The sequence below is a fragment of the Segatella baroniae DSM 16972 = JCM 13447 genome, from assembly GCF_000426585.1.
Lineage (GTDB): Bacteria > Bacteroidota > Bacteroidia > Bacteroidales > Bacteroidaceae > Prevotella > Prevotella baroniae.
Genome location: NZ_AUFQ01000001.1, coordinates 88,160 through 112,757 on the forward strand (window position 1 = coordinate 88,160; position 24,598 = coordinate 112,757).

Genomic DNA, 24,598 nt, shown 5'->3' on the forward strand with positions numbered 1-24,598 from the left:
TTCATTGCGTATTCAGTTAAATTGATGTGATAGGATATTTAGCGACAATCTTCTTTTATTTCCCATATTCCGTCCTTGCCGAACAGCGCTTCCGTCCATTTGTCGAGCAGACACGTGCGAAGTCCCAGGTCGAGAATGGTATAACGCCGCCGAATCTTCTGGGCGAGAATGACGCTGTCGCGCATGCGCCGACGCGTGAGCCCGATATCTTCCGGCCGGGTCGGCGCGCCAACAAGCTGCAAACGGCGCATCGCCTCTTCCACGGGAATGAGTTGGCGTTCGAGCCGCTGTCGGGTCGCCGGCCACTTCTCCTTGAATGCGGTCAGCTCGCGCCGCAGGCCTTCATGGTCTACATACTTGGCTTTCACTTCCGTGGCACCAAGCATGGGGAAGTCTGTGCCTTGAAACATGCGGACAGCTTCCTGTTCCTGTTCTTCCAGGCCGGGCCAATTCCTCACGCAAGCTTCCACGTCTATGGCCTCGACATCGGTCTTGAGCAACTCACGATAGAAGAAAAGCGACGCCAAGGTGCCCAACGCGACTTGAAAGCCGTGCGAAGGGGCCTTGCCGTCGGCCATCACATAATGCTGCATGTTGAGCAGATGGGAAAACTGATGATCGGCTCCGCTGGCCGGTCTGCTCGATTTGGGATAGGCCTGCATGGCAAATCCGCCGAGCAAAAGCCCTTCCACGAGCTTGGCGATTTCTTCAGGACGGCCTTCGCGGTCGCCTTGCGGATTGGAAAGCGCATCGTGCAATCCGTCCTGCGCGATGGAGAACGACACCGGATCGACAGGCTCCACGCCTATGGCGTCGGCGACAATCCAGTCGGCACCCGCAGGCACCTTGGCAAAAAGGTCCGCATAGCCGCTGGCCGTCATGTCGGCAGGAGCCTTGGAGATGACATCAATGTCGGCTACGATGGCGATGGGGGCCGTGCATGGGAATGTGGTCTTGCATCCATCCTTCGTGATGGAAGCCCCGAATGCGACATATCCGTCCATGGAAGCGGCCGTGGCAACGACCATGTAGCGGCGGTTGCTATGGAATGACGACAGCTTCACAAGGTCGTTGATGGTTCCGGAGCCGACAGCTATCGGAATTGCGTTGGTTTCGGCAAGAATGCCATCGAGGATTTCAATGTACTTCCACTCTGCGTGCATGTCGGGATAATCGAGGATGACAGGGGCGTCCGTCAAGACTCCTTCCGCGCGCAGCATGGTGTCGACAGCGTTGCCTGCGACACCGAAGGTGGTCTTGTCGGCTATCACGACGGCTCTCTTGTCGGGAAAGAATCTCCGGAAGACATCCGCCGCCTCTTCGATCGCCCCTTGTCTGAGGACGAGGGCATGGGTCTGAGTAGCCTTTTCAAGGGCCAAGTCCAAGCTTTTACTCATGATTTTTGTCTTTATTTAAGGTTTTATATTGATGATTGTTCTGTATTTTCCTATAAAAAGATGTATCAAGGCCGCACGCTGACAAAAGGTTTCCGCGTGTCAGGCGCGTAGCGGTAAAGTTCAAGCCAGCCACTATGCCCTACTTTGCCATTCTTGTCAGGATGGAAAAAATAGAAATGGCCGTCGCCCATGGACTGCATGCCCATGCTTCCATAGGGGAACCGCCATCCATACACGCCCGTGGCAGCGTCGTACAGGCCTGCCTTGCTGAGTTTCACGACAAGTCCGCGTTCGCCGCCATGCCCCACAAGCTGTTGCCGATGGGGTTTCACGGTGTTGTCGATGGCAAAGAGCTGATAATTTGGGAACTGATTCTTCTTACCTTTATATACGGCCATGAACCACTGGTCGGACCCGGGGTCGTATTCCAGGTTCTGCACGCCGTAGGTCGTGTTGCCCGTATAGGCGAAATAAGTGGCCGCAGGCTTTGCCGGCCCATCCGTGTGCATGCGCTCCTGATTGAGCGGACGGGCGTGGCGCATGGCGGCGGGCCAGGGATACTGCAACAGCACCTGATAATCGTTGTCGGTGCGCTGTATGTCGCCATAGATTCCCAACGCCACCGTAAGAAATGTCGCGCCACCCTTCCTGCCGAATCGAGGTCCGAAGGTTATGCCGTCGATTCCACTGCAACCATATATATGCTTGTGCTCCGTCCCATCGACGGTGGCGGAGCCTTCGTAAAGTTTCTTCACCGTGGGGAGACATATCGTGCGCATGACGCTGTCGCGCAAGCCGTCCATTCCCGCATGCGTGATTTTGTCCACATCGAAAACCGCCACATAAAACCGGGTGGCCGACTCTCGACTGCCGACACTTCTGTCGTTGATGTCGCGCCCGATCTCGTCGTTCTTGTATTCCAGCGAACCATAGACCTTGCCGTCCTGCGGATTGTAGGCAATACATCCCAGATGGCCCAACAGGCCGCTGACCGAGCCGACGACACGCCCGTCCATATCCATTTTCACGAGTTGCGTGGTGTAGGAAAGATAGAAATAACGATGTTCCTTATCCATGGCAAGCCCCTGGATGTGGAAGTTTCCTTGCCTTTTGACGGGAATGCTGTCCGGCAGAAATCCAGTGCCGGGCCCGGCCGCTGCGGGAAGAGAGTATGCCAACAAGAGTCCCAACACGACTCCACAAATAAAAAAAAGCCAAAGCGGACTTCTTTCCACATTTAGATTAGATTCAGCTTTCATACACATATTCTTTTTTCACAAACGAAGTAATTGCTGTTTCATAAGCGAGACAAACAAAACGGATAATCTTTCATTGCGAAACAAAGTTATATATTCGTCATGGAAAAAGCAAATTAATTTAACCCAGTTATTTATTTTTAACATAGTCGCTTGTCAAATAGGTCGGCAACGCCCGGCTTTGCCCGCAAGCGGCCTGTCCGTCATACCCTGCAAGCAGGCCGGCAGGACGACGTCCGGCCTGTATGGACAGTCCGGCTGTGGAGCCATGCCACGCCCATCTCCGCCTGGTGCCGGACGGCCGCGCCGCGATTGTTTTTCAAAAGCACAGCCATTGCTCTGCCAAAGCAGGCCTTTCACGTTCCAAAAGCAGGCCTTTCGCCAAGCCAAAGCTGCCTTATTGAAACGTCAAAGCTGCCCTTTTGGAAAACCGTTTCCGACCTTTTGCGACATGACCGGCCACCGATTCCCAACCAACGATGGACAACCGCCCTGTCTTCCTTCACGAAGACAAGGCACAAAAGCCGTTTTTCACAAGCAACATGCCTGTAGAGTCAGACCTTCATCTGCATTTCGCCGGAGAACGAGACCGTTATTTCAATCAGATAACTTGTGGGACTGTCAGGCACCACGACATAGGCCATGAAGTGAAAGCCCGAAGTGTCGGTGCGCCGATAGCGCAAGTCGCTCAACAAGCTTTGACGCAGAGTGCCCGAAGGCACGAGCCTGGAAAAGTCCTGCGTGCGGAAATCCTTTGAAAACAACTGCCTGGCGCCACGGAACAGGCTCAAGTGGACGATGTTGTCGAAATAAACATTCCCCACTTCCACCCCATCACTGTTGTAGGTGTCCTTCACCACCTTGTAAGAAGTAGGGTTCACCTGGATATAATAATGATAGCGGTCTGTACCATATATGATGACCGAATCCCTCTTGATCAGCTTGTTTTGGTTGATCGAAAGACTCTTGGCCTGCTCGAACTGCGCCAGGTAGGAGCGGTCTTCCGTCTTCACGAGCCGCACGACATCACCATTCTGATTTTTAAACGCGAAGAGATGGGGCGTCTGCTGGACGATGGCATACGTCGCTGCGTCGTCGACGGGCCCCATGAGCAAGGTGTCGCCCAAAATCCTGAAGTACACGGGGATGGAAGTCGAATCGGGATAATAAATGGTGTCGCCCTTGGCCCGGAAAGCCAGGCTTTCATCGTCTTCATTCATCCAAACACCTTGCAACATGGACTTGGCCTTTTGGTTCTCCCGAGGGTACTGCGCCGTGGAACTTGCACGTTCAGTACAAGAAAACAGGAGAGCCAGAAGGCATCCCAACAGCGGGAACGCCCACATTCCCTTCAAATGAACAAATCTCTTCATACGCAGTCCATTACTTTAAATCAATGCCATGACAATCGAATCCGCCCTCCGCAAGTTCATAACCGGCAAAACAAACGTCACGCACCCAACCGATACACATCGTACCAACAATTGTCATTTCCATTTTATAATAATGTAACCATAAATAAAAAACGCCACGAAACGCGACATTTCCTTTGTAAATGTTGCCTTATCATCGTTTAATTACGACAAAAATAATGGATAAAAACGAGTTTGCAAAATAATAAAATCAAAAAAAGACAAGCGCAGCTATTTTTTAAAGAAACGCTTGCCATTTCAGAAGAAAAAGCTTACTTTTGCATTCGTGATTGAGATTGACAAACACATAGAAATTCTTTTGCTCCATAATGAATGCGTCATCATTCCTGGTTTTGGAGGATTTACGACTCATTATGTGCCGGCAAGGTATGACGACAGAGACAATTCGTTTCTGCCGCCCATACGGACCATCGGTTTCAATCCTCAACTGAGAATCAACGATTCGCTTTTGGTGCAGTCTTATGTGGAATGCTACGACATCAGCTATCCCGAAGCGCTCAAGCGCATAGAGACGGAAGTGAACCAACTCAAGAAAAAGCTCAACACGGAAGGCGAATGTGATTTTTCGGACATTGGCAAGATTACGTTGAACTACGACGGCAATTATGAATTCATACCTTGTGAATCCGGATTACTGACCCCCGGACTCTATGGACTGTCGTCGTTCGAGTTCCCCCCATTGAGCCTTTCCCTACAGAAAGAAGTCGGAAAAGCGAACGCCAGCCCTGTCGAAAGCAGTGCAGGCAGCCTCCTAAAGTCTACTTCCATAGCCACGCCCCAAGCTGCCGTCACAGACGACTCGGACACAGAGGAAGTGGGCGAAGGCCGAAACAAGGCGACGAACCTTGCCTTCCATGTGTTGCGCAATGTGGCTGCGGCCTGCATAGCCGTTGTCGTAATGATTCTCGTTTCCACCCCGCTTGACAACAACAAACAGACCGCCATGAGACGCGGGGGGATTGACACCCGACTGCTCTATCAGATTTTGCCACAGAGCGTTAGCACGACGCCCACCGACATGAAGCTTTCCGCGCCCAAGCCGGAGAAGCAAACGACGAGTTCGAAACAGCCGAAGCCCGCAGTGCAAGAAGCCGCCATGCCGTCACCTTATTTCACCTTGGTCTTGGCCAGCAAAGTGAGCAAGGGCAACGCGTCTGCCTTTGCCGAACGTCTACGCGACAAAGGCTATCACGACACACAGGTGATTGTCACCAAAAACAACGTGAAAGTTGTATATGGACACTTCTCCACAGAGAATGAAGCATATCGGATGGCGAACAAGATGCGTGAGACCAAAGACTTTGAGGACTGCTGGGTGACATGTATCAAATAGACTGATTCTTTTACATCTTTAGCGACATGAAACGAGTACGCTGCCCCAAATGTGACAACTTCATAACTTTTGATGAAACGAAATATAATGACGGCCAGTCGCTGGTCTTTCAATGTCCGGATTGTGGCAAACAGTTTGGCATTCGACTGGGAGTCTCCAAGTTGAGGAACATCCAGAGAGAGGACACTCCGGACGAACAAGCCAACGAAGGCGGCTACGGCTCCATCGTCGTCATCGAAAACGTCTTCCACTACAAACAGGTAATCCCTCTGCATTTGGGAGACAACGGCATTGGGAGATACATGAAGGGGCAAAAAATCAACTGCCCGATAGAGACCAATGACCCGAGCATTGACATAACGCACTGCTTCATCAACGTGAGCCACGACAAAAAGGGGAAATTACGCTATGTGCTGCGCGACGGTCCCAGCTACACAGGCACCTTTGTCGACAATGAAATCCTGGCCGACAAAGAACGGAGGGTCATTGAGGACGGAACATTGTTTACGATTGGGGCTACGAGCGTCATTCTCAGAGGAGTTGGGGAAGAATAAACCCCGGCTCCATGTTGCTTTTATACACATCACTTTCCAAACGTACACAAAAAGGAGCAATCTTTCTTTAATCTAAAAGTTATCTTTAGCTCAATGAATATTGCTGTTGTAAAATACAATGCCGGCAACATCTACTCCGTAACGAATGCACTACGACGGCTTGGAATAGAGCCGACGCTCACAGACAATCCGGAGTTGCTGGGCAAGGCCGACAAAATCATCTTCCCGGGACAGGGCAATGCCAAAGAAGCGATGGCCTGTCTCAGGCGGAACCGTTTGGACGTAGTTTTAAAGAACCTAAGACAGCCCGTACTGGGGATTTGCGTCGGCCAGCAGTTGCTTTGCAGACATTCGGAAGAAGGCGACGCCGAGTGCATCGGCGTTTTTGACGCCGTGGTGAAGAAATTCCATCCACTCCGCCATGAGGACAAAGTTCCGGCCATGGGGTGGCAGGAAATCACAACCACAGAGAATCCACTGCTTGCAAATCTGGGTGCCCATCCCTATGTCTACTTTGTGCACAGCTATTATGTGCCGCTCTGCGAACACACCATCGCGACGGCAGAGTACATACTCCCCTACTCTGCGTGCATGCACAAAGATAATTTTTACACTTGCCAATTCCATCCCGAGAAAAGCGGAAAGACGGGGGAATTGATTTTACAAAACTTTGTCGAGTTATGAAAATAGAGCTGATTCCGGCAATAGACATCATCGGGGGCCGCTGTGTACGCCTCATGCAAGGGGATTACGAGCGGCAGAAGGTCTATGACGAAGATCCCGTCGCCGTGGCTCTTCGATTAGAGACGTTGGGATTCAGCAGGCTGCATGTCGTAGACTTGGACGGTGCCAAGTCAAAACATGTCGTAAACAACGGCATTCTAAAGGAGATAACCCGCGCCACTCGTCTGAAAGTGGATTTCGGAGGAGGCGTCAAGACATCCGAAGACATGGAAAAGGTCTTTGAAGCCGGCGCGCAAATGGTGACGGTTGGCAGCGTCGCCGTCACGAACCCCGACCTACTGCGCCAATGGGGCGACCGATATGGAGCCGACAGATGTATATTGGGTGCCGATGTCAGAAACGGCAAGGTTGCCATCAACGGCTGGACAGAAGACTCCGAACAGGAGCTTATTCCTTTCCTACGCCCATTTGTAAAATGGGGATTCACCAACATTCTCTGCACGGACATTGACAAAGACGGTACACTCCAAGGGCCGGCTGTCAAACTATACAAGGAAATCATGAACGAGTTCCCTCACATTCACCTGATTGCCAGTGGAGGAATCTCCGGCAATGCAGACATTGAATTGCTGGAGAGCGAAGGTATTCCGGCCGTCGTCTTTGGCAAGGCTTTCTATGAGGGAAAGATAAATGTAAAAGGATTGGGACTATGAAGGGATTGGTCAAACGCATTATACCCTGTCTGGACGTGAAGGATGGGGACACCGTCAAGGGAACGAACTTCATCCACTTGCGCCGTGTCGGCAATCCCGTGGCTCTCGGCAAAGCCTACAGCGAGGCCGGAGCCGACGAATTGGTGTTCTTGGACATTACGGCCAGTGCCGAAGGCCGCAAGACTTTCAAAGAGATGGTGTCACGCGTGGCTGCTGAACTGAACATTCCTTTCACCGTTGGCGGAGGAATCAACGAACTGTATGACGTAGAAAGCCTTTTAAACGCGGGTGCCGATAAGGTAAGCGTCAACAGCGCGGCTCTCCTGCGCCCGCAACTGATCGACGAGATTGCCAGCCATTATGGTTCGCAGGTGTGTGTCTGCGCCATTGACGCCCGGCAGGAGCCGGACGGCTGGCGCTGCTATATAAAGGGCGGACGCGAGCGAACGGACAGAAGTTTGTTCGAGTGGGCCCGGGAAGCCGCAGACAGAGGTGCCGGTGAAATCCTCTTCACGAGCATGGATCACGATGGCGCCAAACAAGGATTCGCCAACGAGGCCTTGGCCGAGCTTGCCGAAATCGTGGACGTGCCGATCATCGCAAGTGGTGGCGCGGGGGACATGACGCATTTCAGAGACGTATTTACAAGGGGAAAGGCTGACGCGGCCCTGGCTGCCGGCACATTTCATCTGGGTGAAATAAAAATCCCCGAGCTCAAGCACTACCTCCACAAGGAAGGCATAAACGTGCGGACAACCATTTGATCAACTTGAACACATCGAAGACATGACAATAGATTTCGACAAGATGGGCGGCCTGGTTCCTGCCATCATACAGGACGCCACAACCAAGAACGTCCTGATGCTTGGTTTCATGAACGAGGCGGCATATCGCATGACGGTGGAGACCGGACGAGTTACGTTTTGGAGCCGCACGCGCCAATGCCTGTGGACCAAGGGAGAAACAAGTGGGCACTACTTGAAGCTGGTCGACATCAAAGCAGACTGCGACCACGACACTTTGCTCGTCAGCGTACATCCGAACGGTCCCGTCTGTCACAAGGGAACAGGTACTTGCTGGGGAGAGGACAACTCGTACAATCCCGTTTGGTTCCTGAAAGAATTACAGGACTTTATAGAAAAACGCCATGTCAAAATGCCGGAAGGAAGCTACACGACAAGTCTGTTCGACAAAGGAACGAACAGAATCGTCCAAAAAGTTGGCGAAGAAGCACTTGAAATGGTGATAGAGGCCGTTTCCGGAACGAACGACAAGATGATATACGAAGCTTCGGACATGCTCTACCACCTCCTCGTCCTGCTGACGGACAAGGGATTGCGGATTGAAGATGTCGCCATGGAGCTTCGCAAGCGCCACGACCCCAATTGGGACAAGACGCGCCGAACAGCCAAGAGCAAAGGGGAAATTGATTAATCAAGAAATATATAAGTAAATGCTAATTGATTATAAGAAGGTAAACATTTACCAAGCAGACAATCTTGTGTTGAAAGATGTAAACTTCCAGTGTGCGGAAGGTGAATTCATATACATCATTGGGAAGGTCGGTTCCGGCAAAAGCAGTCTTCTGAAAACGTTCTATTGCGAGCTTGACTTGGCCGAAGGCGAAGCGGAACAAGCCGAAGTCCTCGGTAGAAGAATGCAGGAACTGAAACGCAAGGAGATACCTGCCCTGCGACGTGAGATGGGTGTCATCTTCCAGGACTTCCAACTGCTTCACGACCGCACCGTCCGCAAGAACTTGGAGTTCGTCCTGAAGGCGACCGATTGGAAGGACAAACAGGATATCGGCCGGCGCATAGAAGAAGTCCTGCAAGAAGTCGGGCTTGCCGACAAGATAGACAACATGCCCCACGAACTGTCCGGAGGCGAACAACAGCGTATCGCCATTGCCCGGGCGTTGCTCAACAAACCCAAAATCATCATCGCCGACGAGCCTACCGGAAATTTGGATCCCGAGACGGCAAGCAGCATCGTCGCGTTGTTGAAGAACGCAACCACAACGGGGACGGCCGTCGTCATGTCGACCCACAACATCCCAATGCTTGACAAATACCCGGGAATCGTATATCGATGCGAAGACGCGACGATAAGCGACATCACCCATCAATACAACAAGATGGATTTGACGGAAGATTCTTTCAAATCAGAATAAGAACAAACCAACAAAAAAAACGAAAAAGATGATGAAAGTAATGAAATTCGGAGGGACGTCAGTTGGTTCTCCCGAACGAATGAAGAGCGTGTCCGCATTGATCACGAAAAGCGGCGAACCTACATTTGTAGTTTTGTCGGCCATGAGCGGAACGACCAATTCCCTTGTGGAAATCAGCGACTATCTTTATAAAAAGAATCCGGAAGGCGCCAACGAGGTCATCAACGCCCTGGAAAAGAAGTATCTTGGCCATGTTGAAGAGTTATATTCAACGGAAGAATACAAGCAGAAAACCAGGGATTTCCTAAAGGAAGAGTTCTGTCTGCTGCGGTCTTCCACCAAAGACCTGTTCACTTCTTTCGAAGAAAAGTGCATCGTCGCGCAGGGAGAAATCATCAGCACCAACATGGTGGTCAACTATCTCCAGGAAATCGGCGTGAAAGCGATTCTTCTAAACGCCCTCGATTTCATGCGGACGGACAAGAACTCCGAACCCGACCCTCAATATATCAAGAAGAAGCTGACCGCAATCATGAGCCAAAACGAAGGTTGCCAAATCTATATAACCCAAGGATTCATCTGCCGAAACGCCTATGGCGAAATCGACAACCTCCTCCGGGGAGGCTCCGACTATACAGCTTCGCTGGTCGGCGCGGCCCTGCAAGCTGAAGAAATAGACATCTGGACAGACATCGACGGCATGCACAACAACGACCCGCGAATCGTGGAAAAGACGGAAGCTGTCGACCAGCTCAACTTTGAAGAGGCTGCCGAACTCGCATATTTTGGCGCAAAGATTCTTCATCCGACCTGCGTGCAACCCGCCAAATACGCCGGCATACCCGTAAGGCTGAAGAATACGATGGCTCCCGACGCCGCAGGAACCATCATCGACAATGTCCTTGTCAGGGGAAAGATAAAGGCCGTCGCCGCCAAAGACAACATCACGGCCATCAAGATCAAGTCCAGCCGCATGTTGCTTGCCACCGGCTTTCTGCGCAAAGTCTTCGAAATATTTGAAAGCTACCAGACGCCCATCGACATGATTACGACGAGTGAGGTCGGTGTGTCGATGAGTATCGACAACGCATCACATGTAACGGAGATTGTCGACGAACTCAAGAAATACGGTACCGTGACGGTAGACTCCGACATGTGCATCATCTGCGTCGTAGGCGATCTGGACTGGGCCAATCTCGGATTTGAAACCATCGTGTTGGAGGCGTTGAAGGACATCCCCGTCAGAATGATTTCCTACGGAGGCAGCAATTACAACATCTCCTTTCTGATAAGGGAAGCCGACAAGAAGCGGGCGCTCCAGAATCTAAGCCGTGTGCTGTTCCAAAATAAAACAAATGAAAGGTGATTTTCCTGTAGAGAAGTTTCAAGACATCGAGACCCCGTTCTACTATTATGACACGAAGCTCTTGCGCCAGACGCTCCATGCCATTCATGAAGAGCTGGAGCGACACCCCGGATATTGCGTGCATTATGCCGTCAAGGCCAATGCCAATCCCAAGATTCTTCGCATCATCCGCCAATCCGGTCTGGGCGCAGACTGCGTCAGCGGCGGGGAGATTCAAGCCGCACTCGCCGCAGGATTCCAGGCTGACAGAATCGTTTATGCAGGCGTAGGCAAGAGCGATTGGGAAATCAACCTCGGCCTTGACCGAGACATTTCCTGCTTCAACGTGGAGAGCGCGGTCGAACTGGAAGTCATCAACCAGCTGGCCGCACGACGGAACAAGACCGCCCGTGTCGCCTTAAGGATAAACCCCGACGTCGGTGCCCACACGCACGAGAACATCACCACAGGCCTGGCCGAAAACAAATTTGGGATTGCCATGAAGGACATGGAGCCTATCATCGCAAGAATCCGAACGATGGAGCATGTCAAATTTGTCGGCCTCCATTTCCACATTGGCAGCCAAATACGGGATATGGAGGATTTCAAGGCATTGTGCTTTCGCGTCAACGAACTTCAAGACAGGCTTGAGTCACAGCACATTGTCATAGAGAACATCAACGTGGGAGGTGGCTTGGGTATCAATTACGACTCTCCCGACGAAGAACCCATCCCTGATTTTAAAAGTTATTTTGCCACTTACGCCCGCCACCTGCGGCTCCGCCCCGGGCAGAAGTTGCATTTCGAATTGGGAAGAGCTGTCGTAGGACAGATGGGAAGCTTGATCGCCCGCACGTTGTATGTCAAACAAGGGGCCTCCAAGCAATTCGTCATTTTGGACGCGGGCATGACCGACCTCATCCGCCCCGCGCTCTACCATGCCCGCCATAAGATAGAGAATCTGTCCAGCAACGCCCCCGGGGAGGTCTACGATGTTGTCGGACCCATCTGCGAGTCCAGTGATGTCTTCGCCAAATCCATCACGCTCGACGGAACCAAACGAGGCGACTTGATTGCACTCCGCTCCGCAGGCGCTTATGGCGAAATCATGGCAAGCCAATACAATTGCCGTCGTTTACCCATCGCCCATCTATCCGAAGAGTTATGACTTTTGACTTATTTACAATCATCGGTGGTGCAACAGCCTTCCTGTTGACCCTTCTTTCCGTTCTCGCCACACCCTTCCTGCGCTTTTCAAGGGGCCGGGCCGGCATGAAGAAGCAGGAGGAAGGGGCCGCTCCGGCCATTTCCATCGTCTTGTACGCGCACGATCTGGCCCGGGAACTGGAGCGCAACCTCCCCGCTTTCCTGCATCAGGACTATCATGGCGAGTACAAGGTGATCGTCGTTGTCGACAAAGGCGACGCGGAAACGGAAGACGTCCTGAAGCGAAACGCGGCCGAACCCCGTCTTTACACCACCTATATCCCCAGCACATCACGCTACATGAGCCGAAAGAAGCTGGCCATCACCGTTGGCGTGAAAGCGGCCAAGACCGATTGGGTGGTCGTGACCGAGCCCACCTGCCGCCCCGCAGACGCCCATTGGCTGTCGGGAATGGCCAGAATGTGCAAGCCGGAAAAGAACCTGGTCACCACGTTCACGCAATATGCAGGTGCTTCCACCTTCCGTCACTTTTACCATCTGCTGATGGAAAGCCAACTGCTCAGATTGGCCCATCGGCATACGGCCTTCAGCACAGACAGTCCTTGTGTGGCCTTTCGCAAGGCGGAGTTTATCAGCCGCAACGGTTTCTTGGGCAACCTACAGTTCAATTGCGGTGAATACGACTTTCTTGTCAACAAATACGCCGCTGCGGAAAAGACTTCGATAGCCCTCGACCCCGCCCATCCGCTCATCGAAGAATTTCCAAGCGACAAGTCCTGGAAGCGCAAACGGCTGAACGACAGAGCCATCCGGAAGTCCATGCTGCGCCGACATGCCTGTCGCGCCCTGTTCCGCTACGACATGTTCACGCTGCATCTGGCCTTCGTCGTCAACCTCTCCCTCACGACCGTCTCCATCATCACGCGCCACTGGCTCTTGGCGGGAGCCACCGCCGTCCTGCTTCTCAGCTGGGCGGTCGCCCATTCGCTGTCGGGCAAGAGAGTCGCAAACGCATTGAACGTCCCCATCGGGACTTTCAGCATGCTTCCGATGTTGCTGTCTGTCGGCTGGTACAGGCTCCTTCTGTTCATCCGCTTTCAAGCGACGGACAAGAATGAGTTCACCACTCACAAACTGTAAGTCCGGAATGGAAAAGCGTGGGATTGAGAATGGAAATCCAACCGGCCTGCTTCTACATAGAGAAAGATAAGGAATGAAAATCAAGATTGTCAGCTTTTACACGAAGAAAGACCAGATAAGTCCGTCGCTGGTGTCGGCCGTCACCCGGCAACTGGCCCAGGAAGCCGATGTCGATACCGAAGCGGTGCCGGACATCGTGCATGTCTGGGGAGCATGGGACACCCATGTTTTCCGTGCCGTCAGGCATTACGCCAATCTCAAGATTCCCGTTGTCTATTCGCCTTTGGGCGGCCTCACCCCCTGGCAGATGAAGAGGAGACGGGGCGGTTTGCTTGGTTTGGCACGATACCGAAGCCAGAAGCAGGCCATCCGTGGGGCCGACCACATCGTCACTTTCAGCAAGGCGGAAACCGAGAACGTGAGCCGATGGGTCGCCACAGAGAAGATAACGGAACTCCGCAACCCCATCATCACGAACAAATACCCCCTCCCCACCCTCGCGGCCGACATGCGCAAGCGATACGAAGTGGTGATTTCCACACACGACGCGGCCATCCGCAAGGAGATTGCCGACAGGGTTGCAAAGGTGGAGACCGAGGACGACAACGTCCGCACCTTGCTTCGGAGCGTTCTCTATGCCCACTATCAACAACACCAAGGGGCCATTTCCCACAAGGTGCTGCAAGAGTTGACAAGTCAACTTCTGGCCTTGAACTTCGACGAAGACCATTTCCTGAGACTTTTAAGCAAAATGAATCTTCTGAAGTTCATGGCCCTACTCCAAACCCGAATGGCGGAAGACTGCGGTCTCACCGAGGGGTTCATGCCCGTCCCGCTCAAGGAATAGGCCTTTCTTTCGAGCTTTTCACCACATTCAACAACCATTTTCCTTCACCACATCAGCCTATGTACGATATAGAAAAAGACTTGCACTATCTGGAACTGCTTTCCCAATCGTTTCCCACGATAGCTGACGCCAGTACCGAAATCATCAATCTTTCCGCCATCCTGAACCTTCCGAAAGGCACAGAACACTTCCTGGCCGATATCCACGGCGAACACCAGGCCTTCCAGCATGTGCTGAAGAACGCTTCCGGAAACATCAAACGCAAGGTCAACGACCTGTTCGGCAACACGTTGAGGGAGCAGGACAAGCGCGAACTGTGCACGCTCATCTATTATCCCGAGCAGAAATTGGAACTGGTGAAGGCCAATGAGCCTTATCTCAAGGACTGGTATCACATCACGCTCCACCAACTGGTGGCAGTCTGCCGCGACGTCTCCAGCAAATACACCCGCAGCAAGGTGCGCAAGTCGCTGCCCGCGGAGTTCAGCTACATCATCCAGGAGCTGTTGCACGAGCGCACCGAGGACAGCAACAAGACCGCCTATGTCAACGGAATCATCGACACCATCATCTCGACGGGGCGCGCCGACGACTTCATCATCGCCATAGCCAACGTCATCCAGCGGCTGGCCATCGACCAACTCCACATCCTCGGCGACATCTACGACCGTGGTCCGGGCGCGCACATCATCATGGATACGCTGCGCCACTACCACAGTTGGGACATCCAATGGGGCAACCACGACATGCTCTGGATGGGGGCCTGCGCCGGAAACGACGCCTGCATCTGCAATGTCATCCGTCTGTCGCTCCGCTATGCCAACCTGACGACGCTCGAAGAGGGCTACGGTATCAACCTCGTGCCGCTGGCCACGTTCGCCATGGAGACCTACGGCGACGACCCTTGTGAAGAGTTCGTGCCCCGACTGAGTGGCGGCGCCAAGGAAATCGACGAGAAGACGCTGCGCCTCTCGGCCCTCATGCACAAGGCCATCGCCGTCATCCAGTTCAAGGAAGAGGCCAAGATATTCGACCGCCATCCCGAATGGGGCATGGAAAACAGGGAGCTATTCAACGCCATCGACTATGCGAAAGGCAGCATTATGCTCGACGGAACCGAATATCCGCTCAGCAGCAACAGCTTCCCTACCATAGATCCGAAGCACCCAAACGAACTCACCTTCGAGGAAAAGCAGCTCATGGGCAAGCTCCACCACTCTTTCAAGGCTTGCGAAAAACTGCACAAGCACATCAATGTATTGCTCAGTCATGGCTGCATGTATGCCGTCTACAACAACAACCTGCTCTTCCACGCGTCGGTTCCGCTGAACGCCGACGGCACGTTGAAGGAAGTTGAGATCTATCCGGGACGCCGCTATTCGGGCCGCTCGCTCATGTATCACACCGGCATGATGATTCGGACGGCCTTCCAGAACGATTCCGACCCGCAGGAAAAGGAGTATGCCATCGACTATTTCCTCTATCTCTGGTGCGGCCCCGACAGTCCGCTCTTCGACAAGAGCAAGATGGCCACCTTCGAACGCTACTTCATCAAGGACAAAACCACCCACAAGGAAGAGAAAGGTTGCTATTTCAAGCTCCGCGACAACGAGGCCGTCGTCGATGGAATCCTGGACGCTTTCGGCCTAACCGGCCCCAACCGCCACATCATCAACGGCCATGTGCCCGTACATGCCATGGACGGCGAGAATCCCATCAAGGCCAACGGCAAGCTCATGGTCATCGACGGCGGCTTCTCGCAGGCCTATCACAAGGAGACGGGCATTGCCGGCTATACGCTCGTCTATCACAGCCGGGGCTTCCAGCTCGTGCAACACGAACCGTTCACCAACACGAAGGACGCCATCCTGCGCGGCACAGACATCAAGAGCACCACGGTCATCGTTGAAATGAGCGCCCACCGCATGCTCGTCGCCGATACCGACAAGGGAACGGAGCTGCGGCGGCAGGTGGCCGACTTGCAGGAACTGCTCTATGCCTACCGCCACGGATTCATCAAAGAGCGTTCGACAAAATAGTTTTGTCGATATTTCGATTAAAATACGTATTTTTGCGGCAGCTGACGGATGGCGTCAGTCTTCCAAACCGGCTTAAACCGAATGAAAAAAACACATTCCCTTGCCCTCCGCTTTCGGAAATTCACCCAAGAGCGCGGCCACAATAGTGAAGAACGCATACGCCTGCGCGTCTATATCGTCGGCATTTCACTGCTTGTTTTGCTGATGGTGCTGCATCTCGTCGGCGGCATAGGGCTGCACGACATCTTCCTTCAATCCATTTCATGGGCCATGCTGCTCATCACACTGGGGTCGCTCTTGCTGTTCCTGTATCGCCGACTGACGCTGGTGCAGGCCATTTCGTCCTATGCCCTATTGGCCCAGACGCTGCAATCGACCCGCATCGTCTACCTCGCCGTGACCAAGCCCGACGGCTATCAGGCCATGATACTGGGCAATCAGATAGGCTCCTACACCATTCTGCTCTATCTCGTGATGGCCTTCATCCCCCGCACACCCATCTATGTGACCGCCATCAGCCTCGGCACGCTCGCATTCGCGAGCCTATACGAAGGCGGCGCCATGCACCTGCAGTTTGTCGCGCTCTTCGTGGTGCTCCATGTCTTCACCTGCATTCTGGCACATATCTGCCGGCGGGGCGTACACGACATCCAACGGGAGAGCAGCAACTATCAGTCCACGCAGGAAGCCCTGCTCAAGGCGTTCCGGCTCAACGAGGACGAGCTGATGGCCTACCTGCAACTCTGCCGCGCAAAGAATCCCGACGAACAAGACATATACCTCTTCTTCGACAAGCTGGATGACCAGTCGAAATTCAATCTCATCAACGCGGTGAAGACCCTCAAGGCCAATCGCGATGCCGCCATGCTGCAACTCTCCCGGTCCTTCCCCATGCTCAGCGAATCCGAACTGACGATATGCCGGCTCGTTGCGGCGGGCAAAACGCTGAGCGCGATAGCCCGCATCACCGGCAAGTCGTCGAGCAACGTCAGCACGGTGAGGTGCAACATCCGCAAGAAGCTGGGGCTGAAGACCGAGGATGACCTGCAGGCGTTCCTGCTCAAACAGGCAGAGAGGCCGCCCCACCTCCCACAATCGCCCTCTGCCATCATACAGGAAGCCTCCCCCTCGTTTTCAACGGCCACCCTTTCAGCCGCCAAAAGGACAGATTTCACCGAGCAAAAGGACAACGGTTGAAAAACAAAAGCACAGCGGTTGAAAAGCAAAAGCACAGCGGTTGAAAAGCAAAAGCACGGCGGTTGAAAAGCAAAAGCACGGCGGTTGAAAAACAAAAGCACAGCGGTTAAAAACAAAAGCACAGCGGAAGGAAGCCCAAAGGGCCGCTTTGGGAAAATTGAAAAGCGACGGCATTCAAGAAAGAGCGTACAAGATGCAAAAAGGAGAGTGTAAAGTAAACAGTGCCAGGTCGGTTCATGGGAGCACAGCCATGGTGCACTGCGCACTACCGCCTTGGCGGTTGGTCTTTTTAGAGGGCAGAGGTTGCGAGCGCAGCGAGCTACCCTGTCCAGGCTGTGGTGGTGGGGAACTAGGCCGAAGGTCTTGGTCTTTTTACGTTTGTGGTGGATGTTGCTGGGTATAAAGGGTGAGCCGTCGGAATTGTCAATTGGTTTTTGAAGCATGCGGGACACATGCGACAAGGGCGATATGATGGCATGTGTATTGATTGAAAATAAGCTTTCCCGCAAAAAGCGATGGTTCAAATGTAAAAAGACCAAGACCTTCGGCCTAGTTCCCCACCACCACAGCCTGGACAGGGTAGCTCGCTGCGCTCGCAACCTCTGCCCTCTAAAAAGACCAACTGCTACGCGGTAGCCACACACAGTACAGCCGATTGCATGCGCAATGCACTATGATTATCGTCCAACGACCGCTTTGGGATAAAAAGACCAAGACCTTCGGCCTGGCTTTCTCTGTCATAGGCCAGGCTGTCTTCGTTTTTCCGTCCCGTCGTTTGTTTTAGCGTTTCCCGAACCTCGGAAAGTCCGCCGTCGTTTGTTTTGGCGTTTCCCGAACCTCGGAAAGTCCGCCGTCGTTTGTTTTGGCGTTTCCCGAACCTCGGAAAGTCCGCCGTCGTTTGTTTTGGCGTTTCCCGAACCTCGGAAAGTCCGCCGTCGTTTGTTTTGGCGTTTCCCGAGCCGCGGAATTTTACAAATGTTTTGTTTTGGCGTTTCCCGAGCCGCGGAATTTTACAAATGTTTTGTTTTGGCGTTTTCCGAATCTCGGGACTTAACTTTCGTTATGTTTTGAGGTTTTCCGAATCTTGGGACTTAACTTTCGTTATGTTTTGAGGTTTTCCGAACTTCGGAGTTTAACATTCGTTATGTTTTGACGTTTCCCGAACCTCGGAATTTTACAAATGTTTTGTTTTGACGTTTTCCGAGCCACGATTTTCCTTCTCCGCGAATGGCGTGGGCCGTAGGGGCGTGAGGAATCACGCTGCGCCTTGGCGGTTGGTCCTTTTAGAGGGCAGGGTTGCGAGCGCAGCGAGCTACCCTGCCTGGCCGGTGACAGAGAAAGCTACCGCCAAGGCGGTAGTGCGCAGTGGGCCTTGGCCATGCTCCCATGCACCGACCTGACACTGCCTGCTTTACACGCTCGCAAAAAAAAGAGGATGCGTTCCGCCACTGGGAACGCATCCTCTTTTTGTATTTTCCGTTGGATGAACTACATCAAGGAAGCCGTGTCGATCCATTCATAGACACCGGAACATACGCCGAAGGCGACGATTCCGGCAATGCACAAGGCCAAGGCCAACTTGGTGTTCACACTGCTGGTGAAGGTCGGCAACGGGTTGTCATTGCGCTTGATGTACATGGCTTTCACGATGAGCAGGTAGTAGTAAAGGCTGACCACCGTGTTGACCAACGCGACGAAGACCACTCCATAGGCCAAGGCGCCGCTCGTCGCCGTCACGTCGGTACCCTTGACGGCCGCCATGAACACGAAGAACTTTGAGAACATGCCCGCAAACGGAGGAATGCCGCCCAAGGAGAACAGGGCCAGCGTCATCAGAAAAGACAGACGGGGATTGGTCTTGTAGAGACCGTCGTAGCTGTTCATGTCGACGGTGCCGCCATTATGCTCTTCCACCGCGCTGATGATGGAGAAGACGGCCATGTTGGCCGCAACGTAAATCAGCACGTAGAAAGACAAGGCGGTGACGCTCATGGCACTGTTGCCCACGACGGCCAACATGATATAGCCGGCCTGCGAGATGGAACTGAAGGCCATGAACCGCTTCAAGTCGGTCTGACGGATGGCAAAAAGGTTGGCGACCGTGATGGAAAGCACGATGACAATATAAAGCAGATACTGCCAATACTCCACCACCGGGGCGAAGACCTTCATGAGGATGGCGCACAACGTGAAGGCCGCGGCACCCTTTGAAACGACCGACAGATAGCCTGTGACGGTGGTGGGAGCACCCTGGTAGGAGTCGGCCGTCCAGAAGTGGAAGGGAACAAGGGATATCTTGAAGCCCAGACCGCTGAAGAAGAAGACGAGGCCCATGATGGTCAACGGACTTGTTGTCATGACGGCAGCGACGTCATCGAAGTAGAGTGTCCCCGCCGCGCCATAGAGGAAAGAGATACCGAAGAGCATGACACCGCTTGAGAAGGTGGCGGTGAGAATGAACTTGGCACCGGCTTCGGCCGAATTGTGGCGATACTTGTCGAACGCAACCAGGCAGGCCATGGGCACGGAAGCCATCTCCAGACCCAGGAAGAACAAGAGGAAGTGATTGGCACTGACCATCATGTTCATACCCAAGAGTGTCGAGAAGACCAACATGTAGAACTCGCCCTCCTTGAAAGCGGTGTCCTCGCGGGACAACCACTCCCTGGCCTGGATGAGCACGATGAGCGTCCCGAATGCCAGTATCGACTTGATGACACCGATGGAGGGGCCTGTAATATACATGCCGCCGAACGTGGTGGCGGCTTCGGTCGGCCCGAGATTGACCAATACGTGCGCCAACATCAGCACAAACATCAATGGATTGAACCATTTGCGGAGCGTATGCTTCGCGCTGCAAAAGTCTGCAATAAAGGCTATGACCAAAAGCAACGTCAAAGTCACCTCCGGCACCATATTGAGAAATTGACTATAATCTATATTCATGATTCTAAATAGCTATTAAAAGGACATTACAAACCTGCAACTGCTAATTGACTGATATGGTTGATGACAGGTGCCACGGCGCCGTTGATCACTTCGTCGGCCCAGAGCGGGAACATGCCGAGACCGGCGACACAGGCGATGAGGCCTATCACCGCAACCCGCTCGTCCCAAGTGGCGTCATGCAGCTTGTAGAACTCCTGGTTGGGTATCTTCTGGTAAAGAATCTTGCCCACGACACGGAGAATATAGACGGCGGTGATGACGATGGAGGTGCAAGCGACGATGGTGCAAACACGGTGGAAGGTGTCGGCGTTCTGGAAAGAACCTACAAAGATGGTCATTTCAGCCACGAAACCGGAGAAGCCCGGCAAGCCGAGGTTGGCCAAACCGGCCACCACATAGCCTACGGAAAGGAAGGGAACAACCTTCATCAAACCGCCCAGATAACGCACGTCACGGGTTCCGGCACGATGATAGATCATACCGATGACGGCAAAGAAGAGGGCTGTCATCAAACCATGCGAGAGCATTTGAAGCACAGCTCCTGTGATGGCGGTCTGCGTCATCATGAGCAATGCGAAGAGCACCATGCCGCAGTGGGACACCGAAGAATAGGCGTTGATATACTTCAAGTCGGTCTGCACGCAGGCGGAGAGCGCGCCGTAAACGACGGAAATGGTGGTCAGCACGAGGAAGACGGGGGCCCAGGTGTCGAGCGCGCCGGGCAACAGGTACATGGCAATGCGGAAACAACCGTAGCCACCCAGCTTCATCAACACACCCGCATGCAACATCGACACGGCAGTCGGGGCCGAAGCGTGACCGTCGGGCGACCATGTGTGGAACGGGAACAATGCGCCGAGAATGCCGAAGCCGATGAACAGGAAGGGGAAGAATATCTTCTGAACCTCAACCGGGATGTTGGCCATCTCTGCAATCTCATTGATATTCATGGTGGTCGCGCCACTGAAGTAATAAATTCCAAGTATGCCGATGATCAACAAGGCCGACCCTCCCATCAACATCAGGGTGAGTTTCATGGCCGCATACTCCTTCGGGCCGGTTCCCCAGACGCCAATGAGCAGATACATCGGAATCAAAGCCACCTCATAGAACATGAACATGGTGAAGAGGTCTACGGAAATGAAGAATCCGAATACGCCGGAACTCAACAGAACAAACCAAAGGAAGTACTCCTTCTTCATCGGTTCCATCTGCCAAGAGGCGAAAGTTCCGGTAAAGACGATGATGGCGGAGAGCAATATCATGACGACGGAGATTCCGTCGACGCCGATGGCATACTCGATGTTGAGTGCCTTGAACCAAGGGGCGCTGTAAGTGAACAGCATGGGGTATTGGTCGGCCGGCATCGTCTCACGCATCTCCAGGAAGGCGAATACCAAATAGATGGCCAAGCCCAGAAGAGCCGTGGCTCCGGTGACCATGACGCCGCGCACCTGGTTGTCGTTCTTGCTCAACCAGAGGCCTATCAACATCAAGACCGGAATTACTACGAATAAAGTTAATATATTCATCTTATCATTGATTCTATTAATTGTGAGACATTACAGGGCGATGGCCAACAACACCAATGTCAGCGCCACGGTACCCGTCAAGAACCATACGGCATAGGAGCGCACGTCGCCACTCTGCCAAGGACGGATTGTCTCGCCCGCTTCCTGCGTTCCCCAAGCCATGAAGTTGAACGTGCCGTCGATGACACGGCGGTCGAACCACGCAATCGGCTTTGAGAACAAGCCGAACACAATCTTGTGGGTGACGAACTGCCAGGCGTCGTCAATGTAGAAGCGGTTGAGGGCCGCCTTGTGGAGACGCGGCATTCTGCGCTGAAGCATGTCGGGCACGGGATTGGTGCCCTTGGCATACATCCAAGTGGCCAGACCGAAACCGATAAAGGCCACGCAAAGGCTCATCCAAGCGGTCGGACCGAAGTGAAGGCTCTGAAGGGCGATGTCTTCGGAATGACCGTCGGCACTCACGAAGTGGCCGAACGGAATCCAGCCGGCAAAGCAGGACACGACGGCAAGAAAGACGAGTGGCCCCCACATGATGAAAGGAACCTCGGCAGGCTTGCGACGATGTTCGGGATCGGCTTCATAATAGGAATTGCCCCAGAAGATGACGTAGTAAAGACGGAACATGTAGAATGCCGTCATTCCCGAAACCAGCGTCATGAAATAGCCCATGAACGGCGAGTAATGGAAGCATGCGTCGACGATTTCATCCTTGGAAAAGAATCCCGCCAACGGGAAGAAACCGCTGATGGCGATGGTTCCGATCAGGAAACAGATGTTGGTGATGGGCATGTACTTGTGCAGACCGCCCATGTATTCCTTGAAATTGCTCCCGATAATCACGATGATGGCACCGGAGCAGAGGAACAGCAACGCCTTGAACATGGCATGGGTGAAGAGATGGAACATGCTGGCCATGTAGCCGACGCCCCCCTCGCCTTCAACAGCCGTGCAGACGCCCAAGGCAACGAGCATGTAGGCAATCTGCGAGATGGTTGAGAAGGCAAGACCGCGCTTGATGTCGCGCTGGCAGCAGGCCACCGCGGCTGCATAGAATGCGGTGAAAGCCGCAATGTAAGCCACCCAATGCAACTGGTTGGGAGCATATTCAACCCAAATGGGGAAAAGGCTGGCAACCTGATAGACACCTGCGACAACCATGGTTGCGGCATGAATGAGCGCGCTGACAGGCGTCGGCCCCTCCATGGCGTCGGGCAACCAGATGTGCAATGGGAACATCGCACTCTTGCCGGCACCACCGATGAACATCATGAACAGGGCCATGGGCAGCACCCATGCCGCACCGGCCAAGTTGGACTGCAACCCCGGCGTAGCGGACAGGTCGTAATTGAACGTCCCTACATAGAAGCTGTAGAACAGAATGCCGATGAGGAAGAACAAATCGGCGAAACGCGTCACGATGAAAGCCTTCTTGGAAGCATGCACGGCGGCGTGCTTGGGATAGTAGAAACCGATAAGAAGATAAGAACAAACACCTACAAGTTCCCAAAAGAGGTACATCTGGAAGATGTTTGTGGCCACAACCAAGCCCAACATGCTCATGGTGAAGAGGGAAAGATAGGCGTAGAAGCGCTGGAAACCAGGCTCATACTCTTCTTTCTTGTAGTTTTCATCCCGCTCTGCCATGTAGCCGAACGAATAGATGTGTACCATGAAGCTGACGGTGGTGATCACAATCAACATCATCACGCTGATGGGAGTCAGCCTGAAACCGATGTTGAAGGTGAGCAGCTCGGTAAACTTCAGCCAAGTCAGGTTAAATACGGTAACCGTCGGGTACAATCCAGTTGCGGCATCTCTGCCAACGGCGAAGAAATATTCGTATGCCGTGAACACCGACATGGCGAATACACTGCCAATAACCAATGTCCCGATAAGGCCGGCCACCGGCTTTTTCATCTTCATCCCCGCAAGTCCAAGCACCAAAAAGCTCAAAAACGGGAGAAGAAGTATCAAAAATGAATAACTGTATTCCATTTGTTTTTATAATTTCATGTTTTCGATACTGTTCACCTGGTCACTGTGGAAGTTGCGGTAAACATTGATGATGATGGCAATGGCGACAGCCGTCTCCGCAGCCGCCACTCCCATGGAGAACAGCGTAAAGAAGAACCCCTCCAGCTGTCCGGGGAAAAGAATACGGTTGAAGACTGCAAAGTTCAAGTCGGCAGCGTTCAACACCAATTCTATCGAAATAAGCATTGCTATCAGATTACGACGAGTGACAAAACCAAATACGCCGATGAAAAACAGCAATGAGCTAAGCACCAAATAACATTCTACGGGAATATTCATTTCTCTTCCTCCTTTCTTGCCATCATGATACCACCTACAATACAAGCCAACAGGAAGAGCGAGATGAACTCAAAAGGAAGCACGTATTCATACTTTCCCGACCCAACGAGGGCCTTGCCTATCTGCTCCATGGGGACTTCCGTGTCGCTGGTAGCGATTGCGGCATTGATAAATTGGTTTTTCAACAAAACAGCGACCACCATGACAAGGCCTGCCAACGACGCAAGGACACCGCCAACAACGCGGCTTCCCTTGAAACGCTCGACAAGACCTTGCAGCGTGCGCTTGGATACAAGCTGAATCGCAAAGATATACAACATCGTGATACCCCCGGCATAGACAGAAATCTGTGCGGCTCCCAGGAACGTATAGTCCAGCAGGAAATAAATCCCCGCAACACCAAAGAGAACAAAGAGCAGGAATGTCGCCGCCCGCATGATTCTCTTGGTGGCTACGCACATCAGGGCTGACCCAAGAATGACTACAGCCAAGATGCAAAACATAATAATATTTGCCATAATCT

Annotated in this window: 21 protein-coding genes; 13 read left to right on the plus strand and 8 right to left on the minus strand. The window is 53.0% G+C overall.

The window, feature by feature from the left end; genetic code table 11:
- Nucleotides 1–38 precede the first annotated feature (38 nt).
- The 3 genes from K334_RS0100415 to K334_RS0100425 all read right to left on the minus strand — a co-directional run bounded on the left by K334_RS0100415 (nucleotide 39) and on the right by K334_RS0100425 (nucleotide 4,026).
- On the minus strand, nucleotides 39–1,397 hold the full coding sequence (locus K334_RS0100415) for a sn-glycerol-1-phosphate dehydrogenase (protein WP_025880679.1): 1,359 nt from the start codon (nucleotides 1,395–1,397) through the stop codon (nucleotides 39–41).
- Between the two features lie 65 nt (nucleotides 1,398–1,462).
- Entirely contained in the window at nucleotides 1,463–2,473 is a 1,011-nt protein-coding gene (locus tag K334_RS13170; protein WP_238318956.1) for a hypothetical protein, read from the minus strand.
- Nucleotides 2,474–3,207: 734 nt separating this feature from the next.
- Nucleotides 3,208–4,026 (minus strand): DUF4738 domain-containing protein, encoded by an 819-nt coding sequence (locus tag K334_RS0100425; protein WP_051218607.1) that lies wholly within the window; start codon nucleotides 4,024–4,026, stop codon nucleotides 3,208–3,210.
- A 358-nt stretch (nucleotides 4,027–4,384) separates the two neighbouring features.
- Here K334_RS0100425 and K334_RS0100430 point away from each other — a divergent pair, with 358 nt between their 5' ends.
- The 13 genes from K334_RS0100430 (at nucleotide 4,385) to K334_RS13180 (ending at nucleotide 17,278) form a co-directional block, all read left to right on the plus strand.
- Nucleotides 4,385–5,419 (plus strand): HU domain-containing protein, encoded by a 1,035-nt coding sequence (locus K334_RS0100430; RefSeq protein ID WP_154655510.1) that lies wholly within the window; start codon nucleotides 4,385–4,387, stop codon nucleotides 5,417–5,419.
- A gap of 26 nt (nucleotides 5,420–5,445) precedes the next feature.
- A complete protein-coding gene (locus tag K334_RS0100435) occupies nucleotides 5,446–5,973 on the plus strand; it encodes an FHA domain-containing protein (RefSeq protein ID WP_021590605.1) in 528 nt (175 codons plus the stop codon).
- Nucleotides 5,974–6,066: 93 nt separating this feature from the next.
- Nucleotides 6,067–6,657, plus strand: coding sequence for an imidazole glycerol phosphate synthase subunit HisH (hisH, locus tag K334_RS0100440; RefSeq protein ID WP_021590558.1), 591 nt, complete (start codon nucleotides 6,067–6,069; stop codon nucleotides 6,655–6,657).
- Entirely contained in the window at nucleotides 6,654–7,370 is a 717-nt protein-coding gene (gene hisA, locus K334_RS0100445) for a 1-(5-phosphoribosyl)-5-[(5-phosphoribosylamino)methylideneamino]imidazole-4-carboxamide isomerase (protein WP_027444355.1), read from the plus strand. The genes hisH and hisA overlap by 4 nt, the downstream gene beginning before the upstream one ends.
- The gene (hisF, locus tag K334_RS0100450; protein ID WP_027444356.1) at nucleotides 7,367–8,134 is read left to right on the plus strand and encodes an imidazole glycerol phosphate synthase subunit HisF; all 768 of its coding nucleotides are present in this window, start codon (nucleotides 7,367–7,369) and stop codon (nucleotides 8,132–8,134) included. Before hisA ends, hisF begins: the two co-directional genes overlap by 4 nt.
- A 22-nt stretch (nucleotides 8,135–8,156) precedes the next feature.
- Nucleotides 8,157–8,804, plus strand: a complete 648-nt coding sequence (gene hisIE, locus K334_RS0100455) for a bifunctional phosphoribosyl-AMP cyclohydrolase/phosphoribosyl-ATP diphosphatase HisIE (protein WP_025880686.1) — start codon at nucleotides 8,157–8,159, stop codon at nucleotides 8,802–8,804.
- A gap of 19 nt (nucleotides 8,805–8,823) precedes the next feature.
- Nucleotides 8,824–9,543, plus strand: a complete 720-nt coding sequence (locus tag K334_RS0100460) for a cell division ATP-binding protein FtsE (RefSeq protein ID WP_027444357.1) — start codon at nucleotides 8,824–8,826, stop codon at nucleotides 9,541–9,543.
- Nucleotides 9,544–9,574: 31 nt separating this feature from the next.
- Nucleotides 9,575–10,909, plus strand: a complete 1,335-nt coding sequence (locus K334_RS0100465; RefSeq protein ID WP_025880688.1) for an aspartate kinase — start codon at nucleotides 9,575–9,577, stop codon at nucleotides 10,907–10,909.
- The gene (gene lysA / locus K334_RS0100470) at nucleotides 10,899–12,056 is read left to right on the plus strand and encodes a diaminopimelate decarboxylase (protein WP_021590689.1); all 1,158 of its coding nucleotides are present in this window, start codon (nucleotides 10,899–10,901) and stop codon (nucleotides 12,054–12,056) included. Before K334_RS0100465 ends, lysA begins: the two co-directional genes overlap by 11 nt.
- Nucleotides 12,053–13,195: a glycosyltransferase gene (locus K334_RS13175; RefSeq protein ID WP_081657994.1), complete on the plus strand. Its 1,143-nt coding sequence runs from the start codon at nucleotides 12,053–12,055 to the stop codon at nucleotides 13,193–13,195. The genes lysA and K334_RS13175 overlap by 4 nt, the downstream gene beginning before the upstream one ends.
- A 73-nt stretch (nucleotides 13,196–13,268) precedes the next feature.
- Nucleotides 13,269–14,042: a glycosyltransferase gene (locus tag K334_RS0100480; protein ID WP_025880692.1), complete on the plus strand. Its 774-nt coding sequence runs from the start codon at nucleotides 13,269–13,271 to the stop codon at nucleotides 14,040–14,042.
- A gap of 59 nt (nucleotides 14,043–14,101) precedes the next feature.
- Nucleotides 14,102–16,081, plus strand: a complete 1,980-nt coding sequence (locus tag K334_RS0100485; RefSeq protein WP_025880694.1) for a fructose-bisphosphatase class III — start codon at nucleotides 14,102–14,104, stop codon at nucleotides 16,079–16,081.
- An 81-nt stretch (nucleotides 16,082–16,162) separates the two neighbouring features.
- A complete protein-coding gene (locus tag K334_RS13180; protein WP_021590655.1) occupies nucleotides 16,163–17,278 on the plus strand; it encodes a helix-turn-helix transcriptional regulator in 1,116 nt (371 codons plus the stop codon).
- 1,488 nt (nucleotides 17,279–18,766) lie between these two features.
- Here the strand turns inward: K334_RS13180 and K334_RS0100495 are convergent.
- The 5 genes from K334_RS0100495 to K334_RS0100515 are packed head-to-tail and all read right to left on the minus strand — an operon-like array spanning nucleotide 18,767 to nucleotide 24,593.
- On the minus strand, nucleotides 18,767–20,224 hold the full coding sequence (locus K334_RS0100495; RefSeq protein WP_025880697.1) for an NADH-quinone oxidoreductase subunit N: 1,458 nt from the start codon (nucleotides 20,222–20,224) through the stop codon (nucleotides 18,767–18,769).
- Nucleotides 20,225–20,250: 26 nt separating this feature from the next.
- Nucleotides 20,251–21,759, minus strand: a complete 1,509-nt coding sequence (locus K334_RS0100500) for a complex I subunit 4 family protein (RefSeq protein ID WP_025880699.1) — start codon at nucleotides 21,757–21,759, stop codon at nucleotides 20,251–20,253.
- A gap of 30 nt (nucleotides 21,760–21,789) precedes the next feature.
- On the minus strand, nucleotides 21,790–23,757 hold the full coding sequence (nuoL, locus tag K334_RS0100505) for an NADH-quinone oxidoreductase subunit L (RefSeq protein WP_025880701.1): 1,968 nt from the start codon (nucleotides 23,755–23,757) through the stop codon (nucleotides 21,790–21,792).
- Between the two features lie 6 nt (nucleotides 23,758–23,763).
- Complete coding sequence (gene nuoK / locus K334_RS0100510) at nucleotides 23,764–24,075, minus strand: NADH-quinone oxidoreductase subunit NuoK (RefSeq protein ID WP_021590574.1); 312 nt, start codon at nucleotides 24,073–24,075, stop codon at nucleotides 23,764–23,766.
- Nucleotides 24,072–24,593: an NADH-quinone oxidoreductase subunit J family protein gene (locus K334_RS0100515; RefSeq protein ID WP_027444358.1), complete on the minus strand. Its 522-nt coding sequence runs from the start codon at nucleotides 24,591–24,593 to the stop codon at nucleotides 24,072–24,074. The genes nuoK and K334_RS0100515 overlap by 4 nt, the downstream gene beginning before the upstream one ends.
- Between the last annotated feature and the right edge of the window lie 5 nt (nucleotides 24,594–24,598).